This is a genomic window from Burkholderia sp. 4M9327F10 (assembly GCF_005503145.1).
Lineage (GTDB): Bacteria > Pseudomonadota > Gammaproteobacteria > Burkholderiales > Burkholderiaceae > Paraburkholderia.
Map to the genome: position 1 here is coordinate 112,947 of NZ_SCNV01000009.1, position 19,356 is coordinate 132,302.

A 19,356-nucleotide genomic window follows, 5' to 3' on the forward strand; every position below is an offset into this window, starting at 1 on the left:
TCCCATCCTTGTCTCGCGCCTGCTGTCACCGGGAATGCGTCCGCAACGGGCGCCCTGTCGTTGCGAAACCACCGAATTCACGCACCAGATCGGACTCGTCCTGGTTGCCGCGCTGTACAGCCAGGCACGGCAAACGCATGGAAAAATCGGTGCCGCCTTTCCTGTTGCGATCGGCGGTGAGGGTGCCGCCGTGAAGCCGGACGATGCGCGCAGCCAGCTTGAGCCCGAGACCAAAGCCGCTGGCCGAGTGCTGAGCCAGGATGTCGAAATCGCAGACTGCCTCGTCCGTCAAACCCGGGAGTCCGCCAGCTTCGTCACTGACCGTGATAACGGCAGCATCGCCCATAACCTTTAATGAAACTGTCACAGGCGCGCCCGCAGGCGAAGCCTGAATGGCGTTATCTATGAGATTCTGCAGCGCCCGCACGACAAATACCCGTACGCCACTCACCCAGACCGCCGAGCCTTCAGCAAGCCACAGACGTAACGGCACGCTCCGGTAGACCGCTGCAACGTCCAGTTGGGGAATCAGGTTGCGAACCGCGCCGCGCAGGTCGAAACGGGCAAAGTCACTGGGCTGCAGCGCGCCTGCGACCGATGTGAAGATGTACTGATCACCGAGCGAGAGCGCGTAGCGCGCAAGGTCGGCGATACGCTGGATGCCGCCGCATTCTTCAAAAGCATTGGGATCGTGCTCGTGCAATTGCGTCAGGGCAACGATCGAATTGGTTGGCGAGCGCAAATCGTGGGACAGGAAGCGCAGCGACTCCACCCGGTCGTCGACGGCGCGGCGCATTTCGGTGATGTCGAATAGCGCTAGCGTTGCGGCAATACGCCCCGAACCCGCGACCGCGGTCTGCTTGAGCCACACCCAACGCTCCTCGACCTGCAACTCGACGCCCTGCGCGAGCGCCTCGTGCAGGCCCGCTTCGTTGCTGTCGCCACCGAGTTGCGGCAACACCTCGGCAAGCGGCATGCCCGCTGCTACGCTGCGTCGCAATAGCCTTGCCGCACCCGGGGTCGCAAACAGCACATCTTGCCTCGCGTCGATCGCGATCGTGCCCCACGGCTGGCTGTCCAAGAGCGCGTTGAACCCGTCGTCGAGCTCGCCCGTCGCGCTCGAGCGCTGAGATCCGAAGTCATCGTCAAACGAAATCGACATAGGACGCCTTCTCGCACATGTCCAGACATGATAGTGGGAAAATCACATATCTGTTCGCGTTTTGCATATTTACTCGCGTGCTGCCGACCAAGCGGCGTGTCTGTCGTTTCTCCACTGCCCTGTGCCGTCCCGGCGCGATAGCCATCCAGGAAAGCGCGCATGCCGGTCCACCCATGCGCGCACCGAATAGCTTGACACCTCCTGAGTTTGTTCGTGCCGGGCTGCGTACACCGTCATTTCAGCGTCGAGCTGCTCTTGCTGACTGATGGCCCGGCGAGCGAAGAAACGACGGGCGGCATCAATTCATTTCGCATAAGAGACAAACCCGCCGCATGCTGCGGGACCGGCGCCGCAACGTGTACCTCAGCGGGCCGACGAGGCAGCACGCGTGACAATACGACATGGTAACTTTGCCGGAGTTGCCACGCTGCCAACAGGGCTGCACCAACGCCTGCCAACAGCACTCCCTTGCGCCATTGCGGCGGCTGGGCCGCCGATGCGTTGTTGCAGAACCAGGATTGATTCGCGACGGCGACGGCGTGGTACGCATCGCGCCGCCACTCGCATTGCCGGCATGGATCAAGTTTACTTTGGCTAAACTTAATTTATTTACTTTTCCGTACTTGTAAACATCTATTTTTCATGCATCGAATCTTTACCCACCATCTTTCCCGCAAACGATTTCGAATCCTAATTATTTCAAAATGTGACAATCCTCTCTATGCCGGTGGCAGCCCGAGGTCGATGATGCGGGGTGTGAGCAGAAAGAGGCGTTCCATGTGATCGTCTTCCTTATCCGTGCTCTTGAACAGGTTGCCGAGCACCGGGATTTTTGACAGGTACGGCACCGCGGTGCCGTCATTGGTCCGGCTATTGACCTTATATCCGGCCACCAGCAGCGCTTCGCCCTCGTTCACGAATGCCGACGTATTGATGTTGCTGCTGGAGATAACCGGAATGTTGTCGACCGTCTGGCCGCTCAGTTCTCCGTCCTGGATGGCGACGTCGAGCTTGATCTGGGTGTGGCCGTTTTCATCGACCACCATCGGCAACACCCGCAGCGAGACGCCGGTCGAAACGCTATACAGATCCGCTGAGGTGTAACCGGACACGCGCACGAAAAACTGCGTGTTGTTGGTCATATCGGCCTCGATGTTGTCGAGCGTCGTCACCTTCGGGCTCGCATCGATCTTTGCCTGATTGCGCTCTTCGAGCGCCGAGACATTCGCCATCAGGTAACGGCCGGCGTTGCCGACGACCGCGCTCAGCGCCCCGCCAACCGGCGTCGCGGCGGCGGTCACGGCGCCGGCCAGCGAAGTGTTGCCGAAATTCTGCGTCAGCGTGCCGTTATACGTGTTCTGCGCGGTAGTGCCATTGCCGGTCTGGAAATCCAGATGGCTGTTGTGTGCGGTCCAGCTCACCCCCAGTTGCTTGATCGCCGAATCGTCGACTTCGAAAATCTGCGCTTCGATCTCAATGAGGCGTGGCCGGACGTCGAGCCGCGCAATCAGCTCAGGATACTGATACATGCGGTCCGGCGTGTCGCGTATCAGGACTGAATTGGTACGCTGGTCCGCCTCGATGACGGGCAAAATGTCGTCGTCCGAATTCCCCGAGCCTGTCTGACCGGCGGTTGAACCGCTCAACGCCGCGCTCAGCTGGGGCGAGGCAACGCCCGTCAAACCCGCCAGCAAGCCTTGCGTCTGACCGCCCGAGCTTCCGCCTCCCGCTGCCCCCTGGCCAGGCAGTGGCGGCATGACCCCCGCCTGATTGCTGGAACTGCCGGAGACGTCGTTCATCGGCTTGACGCGCTGTACGTTCTGCGCGGAGCCCCCGCTGCCGCCCGGCGAACTGGCGTTACCCTGAGTGGGGTGATACATGTTGTTGAGCACCGTTGCCACGCCCGGCAGCGGGACCGACGAGCCGTCGGCGTCGACGTTGCGGTCCATGGCCCACGCATGATGCAGCGGGAACACGCGGATCACAGTGCCCGCGCGATGTTGCGTCGTCGAGTCCAGCCGTGCCGCGATATCGGAGACCAGTTGCACGTAATTCGGCGGCCCGTTGACGATCGCGGCGCCCTGCGCGTCGTCGTAAGTGATATGGAAGCGCGGGTCGGTCACGCCCATCGACAACAGCGTGTCGCGCAATTCGGAAGCACTGCCATGATCCAGTTTGACCAGGGTGCTTTTCATCTCCTCCGGCGTCACGATGTCGAGCACCTGGCCGTCGAAGTACCAGACAAAGCCGAACGACGAAGCAAGCGTATCGAGAAAGCGGCGCGGCGCCATGTGGAACTTGCCGGTCACGCTGCCCGACACGTCCTTCGAGATGTTTGCCGGAATCCCCTGGCTCGCGGCGAAATCGCGCAAGACGTCTTTCACGTCCTTGGAGTCCGCCGAATAGTCGATCTGACTCACTTTCCAGTGCAACGGCGCGGCCGGAGCAGGTGCCGCACACAGGGTCAGGACAGCGAACAGGATGGCGCGGGCAATTGGATTCATGGCGGTCATCGAAGAAGGATTGAACAGAACGTATGACTCATCATTCGTCCTGGCCATCCCTGGGTCAACGAAGATCCACGCTGCTTTCGCACTTGCTTCAGGTTCCCGTACAGAGGTTCGTGGCGATACGCGCTTGCGAACCGGGGCGGCGCCGCATGGCGCACGGTGCCGCCGGACATAGGCAGCGCCTCCCGCAAGTTGGCTTTGCGGGTTAGGGCGCGAGATGACATAGCGGGCGTTCACGTCAGTAGTAGCTGTTGACGGTCCATCCCGTCGCAACCGGCGTGTTGGCGATCACCTGCCCCTGCTCCCCGCAATAACTGCTGACCCAGGGCGTCGTGATCACCGCGTACGTTGCCCAACTGGTACTCATGACAACCTGATAGTTACCAGGAGTGAGTGCCTGGGTCAGGCTGTTCTCGATTCCTCCTGAATCGTCGGTAAGCGTCGCACTTTGCGATTCGGCGTGAGCGAGCGACTGACTCGAGCCAGTTGCATAGATGTCGATAGCCTGCGCCAGCTGGGCACGTGCACCGGCTGCGCGCTGGTTGCAGGTACCGTCGTTCATGTGCGACCACGTCGACACGGCCAGGATGCCCGACTTGGTCAGTTGCACCGGCAGCGTCTGTGAGTATGAATACGTGCCGTTGGTGCTGTTGTAAGAATACGGGCCCGACGTGAATGCCCCTGCCGGCACGCCGTTGCACTCCGTATAGTCGACCGCTCCCGGTGAAGCCATGGCGACCGTGCAGCCGATATACGAGTTGGCCGGCAAGATTTCCGACTGGGTCTGCCATGTGCCGTTCTGGCACGACAGCACACGTCCTGTCGAATCGGTCGTGACGGGTGTCGTGTTGGTGGCATTCGACGCGCAGGCATTGCCCACCGTCTGCTGATTGCCGAGATTCAGATTGCCCTGCTCGTCAACCGCGACCGCTTGCCACGCGGCGCCATTGAACGTATAGGCACGCCCTGTATTGGTGGTCATTGAAACGTCGCCCAGTTGCGGATTGGGCATCTGCGTCAGATCGCCCAGATCCGCCGCCGCTGCCACCGGGGCACGCCAGTGCGCCGACGAAATCGGTTGCCACTCGCCGTTGATGCAGCTGACGACGTTGCTGTTGGCGTCGGCTGCAATCGATCCCGTCGCCGCTGTGCATGCGGTGTAGTCGGTCTGCTGCGCAAGAATGATGGGCACTTGCATTGCGTTCGCACTCGTATCGCCCGGCACGCTGACGCGATAGAGATAGTCGGTGTTCTGCGCCTGGTTTGCACCGGTAAATATCTCGCTCGCCAGATGGCCCACACCGGTTTTCGTGCCCGAGCAGGACACGTTCGCGGGATTCGGTGTAGCGACGCTCCATGCGCCGAATGCGCCGAACGCCGCGCCGCCCGGATTGTTCGTCCGCGGAATCGAACCGCCACCCTGCCCCGAGTTCGAGGCGATATAGCCGAGCTGCGTATCCGGAATGACCGAGCCACCCTCGGTGACCAGCAGCCCCTCCAACCCGCCGAGGCTATTCGTGTACACCAGCAGACAGGGGCTTTGACCGTACGCGTTCTGCGACTGCACGGCCGTCGGCAAGAACGTGGCGAGTTGGTACGGCGAGCCCTTGAGCGGCACCACCACTGGTACGGTGGGCGTCGCCGCGCTCAGCAACGCCGCCGAATTCTGCGCGACAAGTTCTATGGCTGCCTTCGTCATCTGCGCCTGATAAAGCGCAGCCTGCTGGCCGCGCGCGTCTTCCAGCGAGGTGTTGATCATGGCGACCAGGCCAATGATCATCATCGTCGCAATCGCCAACGCAGCGAGCATTTCGACCATCGTAAAACCGGCTTGACGTGCCATACGCCTGTACATGAAAACTCCTGCCTGTTTCAGCATCGCTCGGCTGGGCTGCCACTCTCGCGTTCGCATGGCTTAGGGTTGATACGCCTGCGCCATCCAGACCGGTGTCCCGTTTGGGACCGCGGCCGCGATCGCCGCAGGCAGCGGCACCAGCGGGTTGCCCGGCGACATCACGTTGCCGTTGAGCGCGATTCCGGCGAGAGCCGAGCCACCCGACAGCTGCTCAATCCCGGTGAGTGCCGACGCGGCGCTCACCGAGGTGGTGTAGACCACGATCAGACTGCCCGCCGACGAGGCATTGGGCGTCACGTAGTTCAGCCACGGACCGCTCGCCGCGCCCGCGCTCTGATACGGCTGCAGCGCCCCCGCCGACACCATGCCCTGAAACCCCGGATTGGCCAGCGCATAGCTCATCAGCGCCTGCCGATACGCGCTCATGCTCTGCGCCAGAGACGTGCCGGCCATGGCCGGCGTCGCCTGCAGAAAATCGGCGTCAATCAGTGCATAGACTCCGGTGGCGCAACTGATTGCAAGCACAATCCAGAGTGCGGTCATCTAGGTTCGCCCCATGCGTTAGGCACGCGCGATCGGCAAGAGCCGGCACAGCGTGCTGGTATCGTCTGCCATTGCACCGGCCGGCTCCGTTCAGGTCGAAGTCCAGATGATCGTATTGTCGGTCGCGTTCGAACAATCCGTCGACGCTTCAGCCGGGGTGGGCGGCAAGGTGGAGAGCGCCGTACCGTTGATCGAGATCGACGTCCAGCCCCCGCCTGCGGACACCGCGTTGACGCAGACGCTCTGGGGCACCGTCGTAAACGTGATCGAGAACGTCGTGGTGCCGCCGACGACCGACACCGTCCCGTTCCACGTGTTGGTCACCGTGCCATCGGATGCGGCCGCAAGGGTCGACGGGAATACTCCCGCACTCGCCAATACCGAGTTGGTGAGGCCGCTATAGTTGGCGGACTGACCCGAATAGAGTTTCTTCACCCCGGTTTGAATCGCGCTGACCTGCTCGCTTACCGCATTGGTATTCGCACTACTGAACGCGGTGCTGAGCAACGCAATTGCGCCGATCACCACCACAGCCGCGATCCCGAGATACGAAATCGCTTCGAGCAGCGACGCGCCCCGTTGCTTGCGAGCCGCACTGCGTTTGCACATCCACACCGGTTTGATAACCGCCTGTTTCATACCGTCCGCATACTTCATCTCGACCCCCGAGAGCATTGGATACATCCGTCAATGCAGCGATCTAGCCATCGCCGCGATCTCCTGCTGAATCCCGAAGAAGCCGGTAATCAGCAGCCCCAGCAACAAGGCGAGCAGAACAATCGCCAAGCCGTTCAGCACGCGCATCTGCAACGAAACCCTTTCCACTCCGGTTTCCACCCACTCGTCCGCAAGCGTCTTCAACGCATCGCCGAAGCCTTTGTACTCGGCATACACGCACAGGTCTTCAACAATCTCGCGCGACGGAAAGTGATAGCCGGCATTCCTCATCGCTTCACCCACATTTAAGCCCGACTTCACACCGAACAGCATGTCTTCGATTCGTTCGCGCAACCACGGCTTCGCGTTGCCCGACAATCGCGTGAGGGACTTCTCGACGGTGAAGCCTGCCGTTTGCATCGATGCGAAAGCGGTCAGAAAACTGGCGCCCGTCATTAACCGGTAGATCGAATAAGGCGGAAACTCGTCGAGCCAGTTGCGGACCCGGCCGCGCCAGCGCGGCAGCGAATACAGCAGCAGCGCGAACCCCGCTGCCAGTACGAGCACACACTGCACCATCCAGTTGCGCACGAACTCCGACATCAGATACAGCATGCGTGCCGTGCCATGCCACCGTTCGGGGTCTTCGATCGCGGCGAACTGCGGAATCAGTTGCGCGCCGAACAGGTACAGATAGGCCAGCGTCATTGAGAACAACGCCAGCGGATAGGCCAGGCCGCCGATCACCGCATTGCGGATCTTGCGTCCCGACAAAACGATGCCGGTGACCGAGCGCAACGCCGCTTCGGTGCGGCCCGACTGTTCGCCGGCCATGACGATCATCTGTTCCGCGTGAGGCACCCACCCTTCCATGCCCTCGGCGAGGCCGCCGCCGTTTTGCACGACCCGGCGCCACTCGCCCAGTAGAATCGCTTCGGGCTGGTTCGGCTTGCGGCCGTCGCGCGAGGCGCGCAACTCCAGTTCCTCAAGCACCTTCAACAGCGGCAGACCGTTCGAGAGCATCTTTTCGATCTTGCGGTAGAGCCTTAGTCGCTGTTGTGGACCGGCATTCAGCCTGGCCCAGCGCCGATTCAGATCAAGCGCCATGATCCCCGCCCATGCCATTGCCGCTCTTCAGGTCGCCGGCCACCACCTCGACCGGGCTCACCGGGCGCAGCCGCACCGGCTGGCTGCGGGCCACCAGCGGGCCGACAATGCGCTCGGCGCCGCGCGGGTCGATCAGCCCCTCGGCGATTTTCTCAATGGCATGTTCAACCAGGGTGTGCCCGCCTAGCTGGTCAAGCCAGTAGGCTGTCGCTGCCGCCTTGTCGCCGTCGCGCAGCAGGGCAAAAAACTGCGCATCGGTATGCACGACCTCGGCGACCACCGTGCGGCCGGTGGTGCCGCGTCCCGCGCAATGCGGACAACCGGGTCCCTGGATGAAGACGTTTTCGAACGCGCCGCCCACGGCACGGCGCACCCTGGCGATCAACGCCGGATCGCAGTTGTTCGCCGTATCAACGAGGCGCTGTTTGCAATGCGGACACAACAGCTTGACGAGGCGCTGGCTGATGAGTCCCGTCACGACTGTTTCGTCGGTCACCATGCGCAACGGCAAGCCGAGGTCGATCAGCCGGTCCACGATCGCCAATGCACCGTTGGCATGCACCGTCGTCCACACCTGGTGACCGGTCATCGATGCGCGCAGTGCACTTTGCGCCGATGCGCGGTCGCGCACCTCACCGATCATGATCGTATCGGGGTCGAGCCGCATGGCGTTGGAAATCGCCCCGGCAAAAGCCAGCGAGCGCGCCTCTTCGGTGGCCGCATTGGTCACCGGCGTCTGCACCGCACCGGCGATCGGATACTCGACCGGATCCTCTACCGTGATCACATTGATACTGCCGTTGCAATCGGCAATCTGGCCGAGCAGTACGCGCTGCAGCGTGGTCGATTTGCCGGAGCCGGTCGGTCCGCTGATGATGTTCATGCCATGCGGCAGACGCTGCAGTTCATCCATCTGCGTGGCTTGCGTGCCGGAAAAGCCGAGCCGCTGCAAATCCGTAGTCTCACCCGCGTCGTTGTAAAGCAGCCGCATCACCATGATGTTGCCGGTGCTGGTGGGCGCGGTAGCGATACGCACACCGAACAGTTGCTCGGGCAGCTTGTCCCGGTCGCCGATACTGGCATCCTGGCGCTCGCTCGGCTTGTACGTGTTGTCGGAGACGCTTGCCATTGCCGAGTACAGCGTGGCCAGCAGCCGGGCGCCCTGTTCACGGGTCTGTTCGGTGATGCGCATCAGTTCATTGTGGATGCGAAACAGAATTTCCGTGCTATGGCGCTTGACCCGGATGTGGATGTCCGAGGCGCGTTCGCGGCACGCCTGCGCAATCAGCTCTTTGGCCAGCACCTGCATCGCAGTATGGTCGACGCGCTCGCCAGTGCCGTCGCGGCGCATGCCTTCGTAGGCGCGATGCACGATGTCGAGGCTCACCGGACATGGCCGGTGGCTGAACTTCAGACGATCGAGACGGGCCCGGTACGACAGCACATACGGGCTCATCTCGTGGCCTTCGGCGATCAGCAGCCGGCCATCGTCGAGCAGGCACAACAGCTTGCGCTCCTCGGCGCTGGCGGCCCACGGTCCGTCACCGGACAGGGGGTGCGCCAGCCCGACTGTCCGGGAGACCGGCACGGCGTCCGCAGCGCTTGCCGCTTTCGTCGCGCCCAAGGAAAACCCCCGCTTGCCCAACAAAGAGTGGTTCATGTCGAAACTCCTATTGAGTCCGCGGAAAACCTGAAGGCAGCCCCGGCACGCCGTTGGGCAGGGACACGCCGCCGGCCATGCCGGGCGCGGCGCCCATGTTGCCGGCCGAAGGCACGCCCGGATTGAGGACCGCACCGCTGCGCGAGGCGAGCACCGGCATCAGGTGGAGCGTGCGCCCATCGTTCCAGCGGCCCACCACCTCGTTCGGGGCGATGGAGACGATATGCAGCCCGTTGGGCAGCACGTCGCCGGCGCTGACATCGAACTCTTCGCCTTCGGCACTTTGCAGCGTGGCGGAAAAGCGCCGCCCCAACCCTTCAATCGCCACCACGCGCACAGCGTCGGAACCGGCATCCACCGCGGTTCCTGCGCTGCCCAGCCGAGTCAGCGCAGCCGTGCGTTGCGCCACTTCGGCCTGCGCGTCGAGCTTCTTGATCTCGGCCTTGAGCAGGACCGTCTGCTCCTGCAGGCGGGTCAGCTCCGCCGCCGCGTTCGACGTCCAAGCACCATTCGCCGCTTCGGCCGGCGGCGCGTTCGCCGCCTGGACCGGTTCGACCGCGTGCGCACCGGCAACGCACATCAGTGCGGCAGCCAGTACGGCAAGGCGGAGCCTCGACGTCATTGGCACCATCGACACCATGGGCACTGCCGAGACCGCGCGTGCCGTGCTTAACGTGCTCAGACGGGACGGATCAGTTTGCATAAACGACTCCCTCGGCGGACCATGTGCCCGCCTGATAGGTCAATCTCACGAGCCGCACGCCGGCCTCGTTCAGAGAAAAAGCCAGTTGCTCCGGCGACAGGCCGCCGAGATTCGCCTGCAGGCGCCATTGCTGCCACGACGGTGGCGGCGGCTTCTGCGCACCCACCGGCGTCATTGCACTATCGGGCGCGTGGACGACAGGCGTGAGCGTCAGCGGCACGTCCAGCGTCTGGAAGCGAGAGAACAATTGCGTATTCACGGTTTTGCCCGGCAGCAGCGTATCGTCGGCCAGCGCGCCCATCGGGAAGGGGCGTACAAGCGACGCGTGCTCGCCGCTACGATCGAGTTGCGCGAGCGGCACGCGCTCCAGCAGCAACGCAACGGTCGAACCGTTGCGCGACCATTGATAATCGACACCGGTCGGCTCGCAGGTGTAGTGCTCGAGTTCCCAGCCACCCGGTGCCAGCTCCGTGAAATGCTGCAGACAGGCACGCGCGAATTGCGCAGGCACCGGCAGCGTCGCCCACGGGTGCGCGGCGCCCTGGTTGGCGGCCTGCCTGCGATGCAACAGCGCTCTCGCCAGCTCCATCTGACGCTCCTGCTGCGCAACCACCATCGCGCGATGATGCTGCGCCCATAGACCCGCGCCGAGCACCGTGACGGCGACACCCGCCGCGACCGCCGCGAGGCGCGGCGAAACGCGGCGCGTGACCGGGCGCAGCCGCGCCCAGCGCGGCACGTGAAGACGGCCATGGCGCTTGCCGAGCATGTCTTCAATGCGGCGGGGATAGAAGTTGTGAAACCCCATCGCCTCGACTTCGACGTCGCCAATCACCGCATTCCAGCCGCCCAGCCCGTAGTCGGAATTCAAGCGTTCGAAAACTTCCTCTTTGGCGCCGATCCAGTCGCCGTTCGGCAGAAACGCGCCGTCTCGCACAGCGAAGTACGCCCAACGGCCATCGGGCAATTTGAACGCACCCAGCCAGTTCGGCGCCGATTGCTGGCGGCCTTCATAGAAAGCGCCTTGCTGCGCGACAGCCTTCGAGACCAGCACGCCGAGCGAGGCAACGCCCGCTTGCGCGCCGTCGCGCGCATTGTTGGTAAAGCCAACCGCGGCGACGCCCCGGTCGACGCGCAACACCATCAGGTCGAAGTTCAGTTTCTTCGCGAGTTCGACGGCCTCTTTCTGCAGTTCGTGGCGCCGCGACAGCGACTGCCAGAACAGTCCGCAAATGAAGCGCTGCCGTTCGATCTGGATGATGTGGGTTGCCATGGCGCGGGATCCGGTTCGCTCGTCTCGCTCGTATGACTCAAGCGCCGTTCATCATCACAGGCGTGATCAGGATGACGATCACCTCCCGGTCATGCGTGCCCTGATAGCCGCCGCCGAACGCGTAGTTCGACGGCGAGCCCACGCCCTGCTTGTTGAGGTTGTCGTCCGTGCCTTCGTAGCCGCTCAGCACCAGCGTCTCGCCGGACTTCATCGAGACGCGCTGCAGGAAATTGCGTGTATCCACATCCGGCGTCTGGATCTCCTGGCCGCCGCTCGTCACGGTCTGCAACGACACCAGCGACGAGATGTTGGTATAGAACTGCAGCATCACCGTACCGTTGTCGAGCACATGCGGCAGCAAGGTCATGTTGAAACCGGTCGTGATGGTACCCGGCACGAGCGCCGTTTCGGAGCCGACGTTGGCGGTATTGGTGGTCGACACCGACGCCAGGTAGCCCTGCTCCGTCGCCACCTGAACCGGCACCGGCTGGTCGTTGAGCGTGGTGATCGAGGCCGAGGTCTTACGGCGCACCTTGCCTTGCTCGGACAGCGCGCTGATCATCGCGGTGGTGCCCGACGCGCGGCTATTCGGCGTAATCACCTGGGCGGCAAACGAAACCGGATTGGTCGCCGTGGTCGCGAAGGTGTTGGCGAGCGTGAACTTCGTGCCCAGTGCCTGGTAGACTGCGCTCCAGTTGATACCGTAACTGTCGTCCGCGGTCAGCTCGACCGACAGCACGGTCACGTTGATCAGCACCTGCTTGGACAGCGAGCGGTTCGCCTCTTCCATGAACGCGGCTACGCTATCGAGCACTTCGGGCGTATCGGTCACGGTAATCGAGCCGGTTGCCGGCGAGGAGACCACGCTGCCATAGCGCGACAGCATGGCCTGAATCGACGCATGCAGGCTGTCGAAGACCGACAGTTGCGAATTGACGACTGTGTTCGAGGTATTGTTGGACGTCACGCTCGGCGTATTGCCCGAGCCGGAACTGCCCGAGCTGCTTGACGAGCCGCTACTGCCGCCGCTGCCACCGTTGCTGCCTGAACTATCGTTGGTCGAACCGCTCATCACGGTCGCGTTCAGTTTCGCGTCGCCTGGAATCGCACTGACCTGGAAGGTACGGGTGTCGGTAAAGAAGAACACGATTGCGCCGCCCGCCAGCTTCCACGACACGCCGAAACGCGCGGCCGCGGCGTCGAGCAGACCGCGCAGATCGCCGTTACGGTAGGAGATATGCGTGGGAGTCGGCAGACCTTCGGTCGCCTCGATGCCACGCGATGTGCCTGAACTGCCCAAACCCGGCAAGGTCGGCAACGGCGGTTGCACGGCGCCTACGACCGGCACGCTCGCCTGCGCACCGCTGCCCGTGGAGCGGGAATTGGCGAGCGCATTGGGCGAGACGCGGGTGGGAATATGCGTCAGGCGGGAAATATGTTCAGCGAACTCCGAGAGCGAATTCACTTCGCTGTCGAAGGTGGCCGGCTGCGAGAATACCGCCGGCAAGGTGCTTTCGCGATCCAGCTTGATCGCCGTGCCGGACAGCCACAGTCCGTCCTTGACAATCAGGCCGTCCGACGACGCGCTGGTGTGCGCGTTGCCCTGGCGGGCGGAGTCGAGCGCCTGCTTCGATTCCGCATTGTCGCGATCGACCGCCTCGGACAGATGCTGGGACAGACCGGTGCAACCCGCCAGCAGAACCACGGCGAGCGCGAACGTTGTAATGGTGTTACGCATCAGCTCGCCCCTTTCTCAACGATACGAAGTACTTTGTTGCCGCGGTACAGAATGGCTTGCACCGGCGCATTGGAACCTGCGAGCGCCGAGACCACCGACTGCAGCGCCTCGTCGAACGTGCCTGTTACGGCCGCGGGGGCATCGACACTGAAGTCCACCGGCGCCTCCCAGATCAGTTGCCATCCGGCCTGTTGTGCCCAGCGCGTCAAGGCAGCGCGCACGGTGCGATCCGACAGTTCGATGCGCCATATAGGCGGCGGAACGACCGGCGCGGCGGCAATGGGCACAGCAACGGGCGTCGGTGCGGCGAGCGTTGCCGCCGTCCTCGCGTGGGCGGGCGATGGCGATCCGTGCGCAGCCGCCGCAGCCACCGCAGCGGCAGGCGGCGCGTCGGCGGTACGCTCTAACTGGGTCGCCATTCCCGCGGCGCCGGACGATCCGGCAACACCCGTGGCGGCGAAATCCTTCGATGTAATGCGTGGCTGCTCGGGCGCGACACTGCCGGTATCGCCGCCCGCATGAACCGTGGCCGCAGACGACGGCACACTCGCCGGCCTCGCCACAGTCTGCGTCGCCGCATGAGCGGTAGCCGTTGCAGGCGCAACGAGCGGCGCAGCACTCACATTGCTGGTAACCGGGCCGCCGACCACGGCCGGCCCGCCCGCGTCTGCATTCGCAGCCGTTGTATCAGGAGAGGCCGAGGTCAAGGTGGGCGGCAGCGTGCCCACCGTGTCGGCGCCGAACGGTTGACGGTAACGCACCGTCACCAGCTGGAAGTCGGTATCGACCTGCGCAGCCAATTCCGGGTGTCCGGACAGCATGTCGCGCAGCGTCTGCACCAGCGAATGGCCGGCCACCCAGCTCACCGGTGTCGCGGCCCACACGCCGGCGTTGGGCAGATTGATGCTGTAGTCGATCGGCACGACAAGGCGCAAAGCGTTGCGCAACGCCATGTTCGTGCCGCTCGTCGTCACGCGCGGACTTTCACGCGACTCGCCGACCAGCGTTACCTGTTCGTTGTGCTGAGCATCTGGCGTGCCTGCCGCGCAGGCACGCCCCGACAACCCGCTGCCCAGCACCGACAGCATCACCATGCATGTAATGACCGTGCGCATCTAAGGACGTCCTCGTTGCCGTTCATGGCGCCTAACCACGCCAACTATTTTCTCGTCGCCACTTGCGTGCCGATTCTTCGCTATCCTATTCTTGCTTCATCACCTCTGCGCTGGACAACCGGCCATTGGCCTGAGACGATTGCAGCGCTCCATCACAACCTGACACCACGACCATGAACCATCCCAACCAGCTTCGTGACCTGACCCGCGAAATACTCGACCTGGTCGATCAGCGCCGCTTCTTCACCGACCTGCATATCGAGCAGGACCGCCCGATCATGATCAAGACGCCACGCGGCTGGATCGAGGCGGAAGGCGGTCCGGTCATGATCGAGGAGATGGAGCCGCTGCTCGCATCCATCGACGAAGACTGGCGCAACCGCATTCAGGAAGGCGCGCTCGACCGGCCATTCGTCTTGACCCGCTGCCGCCTGCGCTGCCACGTCTACCGCGTCTCGGGTGGCCGCAAAACGGTCATCTCGATCCGCCGTTTGCCGCTCGAAGCCCTGCCGCTCGACAAGCTCGGCCTGCCCGCCTATATCAAGACGATGCTCGAAAGCAACAAGGGCATCGTGCTTGTGACCGGCCCCACCGGCTCGGGCAAAACCACCACCATGGCGTCCCTGCTCGACCACATCAACCACACGCGAAACTGCCACATCGTCACGATCGAACAGCCCATCGAATATGGGCTGGAGGCTCATCAGGCCATCATTTCGCAACGCGAGGTGCCGACCGACACCCCAAGCTTTTCGGCTGGCATGCGCGAAGTCATGCGCGAGCGTCCCGACGTCATCATGGTCGGCGAGATCCGCGACCAGGACACCGCCGAAGCCGTGCTCCAGGCCGGCGAATCAGGACATCTGGTGTTTGCCAGCATGCACACCAGCAGCGCACTCAACACCTTGACCCGCCTGCTGTCCTTCTTCCCCGCCGAGCAGCGCGAGCGCCACGCGTCATCGCTCGCCAGTTCGCTGATCGGCGTCATCTGCCAGAGCCTCGTGCCAAGCGAAGACGGCACTCAACTCGTACTGGCCAGTGAACTCCTGTTCAACCACAACCAGCAGGTCAGCAAGCTTCTGGTCGACCCGGCCAAGATTCATTTCCTCGCCGATTTCGTCCGCCGCAAGGAAGACAACATGTCACGCTCGCTGAACGACAACCTCAATCAACTGGTGAGCAAAGACTCCATCACTGCCCGCGACGCACTTCGCGCCGCCTATAACCGCATGGAGTTGCACGAACTGCTGCAGTCGTCGGCGACTCGTTGAAGCCATTTTCTCCCGCAAATATCGAAGGCTTCGAGTTTTTGACAATCTGTTACGGTTGCTGAAAAAAGAACCGGTCGGGAAATGTGCTGAGTGAATTTCCGGCACTTCTGACAGCGAGGAAATCTCAATGCGGATTGACAGATCTATTGCGCACACAACCCGTTGGGAAGCGATATGCCGGAGCGCGAATGGTTTACGAAATGTTTCTGGCAAACGACGCTTTGGCCGCGCGAGCGGCTTGTCGCCCAGCCATCGCAGGCGAGCACATCCCGCACGATCGCATCGCGTCGATGTCATCAACATATGGGCGAGGCGCGGTCGCAATATCCGCTGCCCCATATGCAAGACCACGGGAACCAGCGAGGCCGGTGATCCCATGCGGGCCCGGAACCGCACAGCAGCGGTAATCCGGATGAACGCTACGTGAGTTCAGGGCCTGGATGCTTTTCCCAGGCCGAGTTTTTCCATTGCTTCATGCGCATCGATCACCATCGTCGCGATTTCGCCTACCGTGACCCGCAGGCTCGTGGCGCGTGAACGCATGTGTTCGTACGCGTCGTTTTCGCTTAGGCGATGCGCTTCCATCAGGATACGGCTGGCCTTCTCGATATGGCGCCGTGCCTTGAACGCCTCCTCGAGCTTGCCGATCTTGTGGTGCAGTCGTTGCTGGTAGCCGGAGGATGCGCGTGCCAGCACCAGCGTGCTGAGAATCCCGTTGGAGCGATAGGGCTTCGTGATCACGCCGTGCGCCTGGGTATCGACAAGGATTTTCAGGGCCGTGGGATTCTCGTAATCGGACAGGGCAATCAGGGTCGCTTCGGTGTCGGCCGCGCTCCAGTTCCCTGCGCTTCGAAGCTCCTGACCCACGAGAAAGAAAATCACGTCGACATCAACGGGAAGCTGCGAAGGAAACGGCCAAAGGACGCGCACCGGGCAACCAATCCGGCGCAACTGCTCTTCGAGGACGCTGCGATCGTCCCCGGGCGGATGGATCACGATAACGCGCAGCGTGCGCAGATCGTCAAACAGCCGACGCGCACCCGTAGTCATGCCGGTTCTCCGTCGAGCCAGAACTCCGCGAAACCATACGATGTCAGATAGGGGTCCGGCTTGATCGGACTGCGGCCTTCCCACACCACCTCGAACGCACCATCCGGCCGGCAAATGGCGATGCGCGGGGTGAGGATCGCATGATTGTTCTCGGGATCGATTTTCAGCAGACCCTCGGGCGAATCGAATTCGACGTCGCGGGCCGCCTCTACCAGCCTCGCCGTATCGAGACTCCCCGTGCGGGCCAGGGCGAGGGCGAACAGATGCACCTGGTTGTAAGCCATCTCAGACCACATGCTGGCCGGCTGAGCGCCGAAGCGTGCCAGCCAGGATTGCAGGAAGCGCTGGTTGCTCTCGTTGCGCAGGGAATTGACATAGCTCGCAGAGACGATATGGCCGCCACACAGCTCCGTGCCGATCATATGTGTTTCGCCTTCCGTCATCGTCAGGCTGGCGATCGGAATGCGAGCGGGGTCGATGCCGTGTTCGCGGTACAACTGATAGAAAGCACGCGCGCCCCGGCCGATCAGCGTGGAGAAAACCACATCGGGCTCGACGGCCTTGATCTGACGCACGACCTCCGCCAATGCCGAGGGATCGGCGTCGCTGGGCAAATACACTTCGTCGACGATTTCTCCGTCATGCTCCTCGACCATATCGCGCATGATCCGGTTCGATTCCCGCGGATAGATGTAGTCGGCGCCGACCAGAAAGAAACGACGGCCGTGATTGCGCAGCAGATAGGCGGCCAGCTGCATGCTGTTCTGGTTCGGTACCGCCCCCGTGTAGATCACGTTCGGCGAATACTCGAACCCCTCGTAGATCGAGCAGTACCACAGCAGGGCGTTGTTTCGCTCGATCACCGGCAACACCGCCTTTCGGCTCGACGATGTCGAGCAGCCGAAAATCACTGTCACGTCGTCTTCCTGCAGCAGGCGTGCGGCGAGCCGCCGATATTCATCAGGATCGCTCTTCGGGTCGTACACGACCGGTTCGAGCAGACGTCCGTCGACGCCCCCGGCCGCGTTGACCTCTTCGATCGCAAGGGCAGTACCGAAGAAATGCTCGGACTCGGTCGCCGCGGTCACGCCGGTGCGCGAATACAGGACGCCGATGCGCCAGCCATCGCCTGCCGCGCTTTCCTGCGCGTCGCTCGAAGCAGCCGCACGCATGCTGCTGCCGCGTTGCGTTCGGGCAGCCGCCAGTTCCGCCGCGCGTGACGCGAGATCGTCGTACGAACTGCTGATGGTCATGCTATCGCTCCATCCATTGTCCGGCAGGCGGGCACACGCAGCGCCGCTCCCGGATGCTGCCGCCGGACTGTGCCGACGTTGTATTGTCCCGCTGCCGCGCGACCGTGCCACATTGGCGCGCCTCGTGGCAGCCTCTCAGGCACCGTCTCAGGCACCGGCTACGCCGTGTGGCGACGTCGCGACGCCGCCGCGATCGCCTGCTCGACGAACGCAGCAGCGTCGAGGCAACGTGCATCGTCCCATGGCCGGCCTATCACCTGCACGCCGATCGGACCGCCTCGCGCGCCCCAAAGTCCGGGAACGTTCACGCACGGGCATCCCAGCAACGTCCAGTTACGATTGAACGCGGGATCTCCCGTCGAGCCCAGGCCATCGGGCGCCTCATCCGGCGCACTTGGCGTCAGCAGTCCGGTGATGCCGTTGAAGAGTTCGGCCAGGCTGTCCTTCGCCTGCGCCATCAGAACGCACGCTTTGGCATACGTCGCCGCATCGACCGCGGCTGCACGCTCAAGAAACCCAGCGAGCATCGGCGACAGATCGACGCGATGACGATCGTACTCGAATCCCAACGATTGGTAAGCCTCGTAGCGTTGAATCGTGTCGTGTGCGGCAACCATGTCTGCCATCCACGATCCGAAGCGGATCCGCCGGACCCGGCCGCCGGCATCCTCGATGGCTCGCACGGCGGTGTCAAGCGCAGTGCTGGCGTTGGCCGACGGTTCGGTCCACGGATAGCTATCGGGGACGGCGAACACCGGGCCGTCCGTCACCTCATCCACGGCCAGCCGGCGGCCCGACAGGACCTGCGCGAGATAAGCCACGTCGCGCACGCCCGCGGCAAACAGGCCGACCGTGTCGAACGACCACGAGAAGCATTTCATGCCGACGGTCGGCAGCATGCCGAACGTCGGCTTGTAACCGGCAATACCGCAGAACGACGCAGGCCGGATGGTCGAGCCGCCGGTTTGCGAACCAACCGCGAACGGCACCATGCCCGCGGCAACGGCAGCCGCCGAACCAGAAGACGAGCCACCCGGGGTGCGCCCCAGGTCGCACGGGTTGCGCGTGGCGGGCGGCGCCATGTAGGCAAACTCGCTGGTGACGGTCTTGCCCACGATGACACCGCCGTTGCGGCGCAACAGTGTCACGATCGCTGCATCGGACCTGGGCTGGTAGCGTTCGTAGATCGGCGATCCGTAGCGGGTGGCCAGATCGTACGTGTCAAAGATATCTTTCACGGCGATTGGCAGGCCTGCCAGCGGCCCGTGCGCTGCAGCCACCGACGCCGTCGCGGCTTCGCGCCGGACAACGGCCGTCATGGCGCCGATGTCGCGGTCGGCCTCCTCGATGCGCGCGAACGTATCGAGAATCAGGCGATCGCGCGCTTGCGGATCGTTGCCGGTTCGCGAGAGCAGTTCCAGTCCCGAAACCGGCCGATAAAATGAGTTTGAGTTCATCA

The 19,356-nt window shown here is 63.1% G+C and carries 15 protein-coding genes; 1 reads left to right on the top strand and 14 read right to left on the bottom strand.

The annotated features are described in order from the left end of the window. Positions 1–25 precede the first annotated feature (25 nt). The 11 genes from FFS45_RS11920 to FFS45_RS42355 form a co-directional block, all read right to left on the bottom strand. The gene (locus tag FFS45_RS11920) at positions 26–1,162 is read right to left on the bottom strand and encodes a HAMP domain-containing sensor histidine kinase (protein ID WP_137954842.1); all 1,137 of its coding nucleotides are present in this window, start codon (positions 1,160–1,162) and stop codon (positions 26–28) included. Positions 1,163–1,881: 719 nt separating this feature from the next. Then, positions 1,882–3,675 (bottom strand): type III secretion system outer membrane ring subunit SctC, encoded by a 1,794-nt coding sequence (sctC, locus tag FFS45_RS11925; protein ID WP_137954905.1) that lies wholly within the window; start codon positions 3,673–3,675, stop codon positions 1,882–1,884. A gap of 235 nt (positions 3,676–3,910) precedes the next feature. Next, a complete protein-coding gene (locus FFS45_RS11930) occupies positions 3,911–5,527 on the bottom strand; it encodes a prepilin-type N-terminal cleavage/methylation domain-containing protein (protein WP_137954843.1) in 1,617 nt (538 codons plus the stop codon). Between the two features lie 60 nt (positions 5,528–5,587). After that, on the bottom strand, positions 5,588–6,070 hold the full coding sequence (locus FFS45_RS11935) for a pilus assembly protein PilM (RefSeq protein ID WP_137954844.1): 483 nt from the start codon (positions 6,068–6,070) through the stop codon (positions 5,588–5,590). Between the two features lie 90 nt (positions 6,071–6,160). Next, positions 6,161–6,709 carry a type 4 pilus major pilin gene (locus tag FFS45_RS11940; protein ID WP_137954906.1) on the bottom strand — a complete coding sequence of 183 codons (549 nt, stop codon included), beginning with the start codon at positions 6,707–6,709 and terminating at the stop codon, positions 6,161–6,163. A gap of 48 nt (positions 6,710–6,757) precedes the next feature. Beyond that, positions 6,758–7,834 carry a type II secretion system F family protein gene (locus FFS45_RS11945; protein WP_137954845.1) on the bottom strand — a complete coding sequence of 359 codons (1,077 nt, stop codon included), beginning with the start codon at positions 7,832–7,834 and terminating at the stop codon, positions 6,758–6,760. Beyond that, on the bottom strand, positions 7,824–9,494 hold the full coding sequence (locus FFS45_RS11950; RefSeq protein WP_137954846.1) for an ATPase, T2SS/T4P/T4SS family: 1,671 nt from the start codon (positions 9,492–9,494) through the stop codon (positions 7,824–7,826). Before FFS45_RS11950 ends, FFS45_RS11945 begins: the two co-directional genes overlap by 11 nt. Before the next feature lie 10 nt (positions 9,495–9,504). Next, the gene (gene pilP / locus FFS45_RS11955; RefSeq protein WP_137954847.1) at positions 9,505–10,197 is read right to left on the bottom strand and encodes a type IV pilus biogenesis protein PilP; all 693 of its coding nucleotides are present in this window, start codon (positions 10,195–10,197) and stop codon (positions 9,505–9,507) included. Further along, positions 10,187–11,470, bottom strand: coding sequence for a type 4b pilus protein PilO2 (gene pilO2, locus FFS45_RS11960; RefSeq protein ID WP_137954848.1), 1,284 nt, complete (start codon positions 11,468–11,470; stop codon positions 10,187–10,189). Before pilO2 ends, pilP begins: the two co-directional genes overlap by 11 nt. Positions 11,471–11,507: 37 nt before the next feature. After that, positions 11,508–13,208, bottom strand: coding sequence for a PilN family type IVB pilus formation outer membrane protein (locus FFS45_RS11965; protein ID WP_137954849.1), 1,701 nt, complete (start codon positions 13,206–13,208; stop codon positions 11,508–11,510). Next, positions 13,208–14,323: a toxin co-regulated pilus biosynthesis Q family protein gene (locus FFS45_RS42355; protein WP_249362764.1), complete on the bottom strand. Its 1,116-nt coding sequence runs from the start codon at positions 14,321–14,323 to the stop codon at positions 13,208–13,210. Before FFS45_RS42355 ends, FFS45_RS11965 begins: the two co-directional genes overlap by 1 nt. A 173-nt stretch (positions 14,324–14,496) precedes the next feature. Between FFS45_RS42355 and FFS45_RS11975 the strand changes: the two genes are divergently transcribed. Then, a complete protein-coding gene (locus tag FFS45_RS11975) occupies positions 14,497–15,594 on the top strand; it encodes an ATPase, T2SS/T4P/T4SS family (protein ID WP_137954850.1) in 1,098 nt (365 codons plus the stop codon). A gap of 429 nt (positions 15,595–16,023) precedes the next feature. Here FFS45_RS11975 and FFS45_RS11980 read toward each other — a convergent pair whose 3' ends face one another. The 3 genes from FFS45_RS11980 to FFS45_RS11990 all read right to left on the bottom strand — a co-directional run bounded on the left by FFS45_RS11980 (position 16,024) and on the right by FFS45_RS11990 (position 19,354). Continuing rightward, positions 16,024–16,644 carry an ANTAR domain-containing protein gene (locus FFS45_RS11980; protein ID WP_137954851.1) on the bottom strand — a complete coding sequence of 207 codons (621 nt, stop codon included), beginning with the start codon at positions 16,642–16,644 and terminating at the stop codon, positions 16,024–16,026. Beyond that, the gene (locus tag FFS45_RS11985; protein WP_137954908.1) at positions 16,641–17,816 is read right to left on the bottom strand and encodes a transporter substrate-binding domain-containing protein; all 1,176 of its coding nucleotides are present in this window, start codon (positions 17,814–17,816) and stop codon (positions 16,641–16,643) included. Before FFS45_RS11985 ends, FFS45_RS11980 begins: the two co-directional genes overlap by 4 nt. 239 nt (positions 17,817–18,055) lie before the next feature. After that, positions 18,056–19,354, bottom strand: a complete 1,299-nt coding sequence (locus tag FFS45_RS11990; RefSeq protein WP_137954852.1) for an amidase — start codon at positions 19,352–19,354, stop codon at positions 18,056–18,058. Positions 19,355–19,356 lie beyond the last annotated feature (2 nt).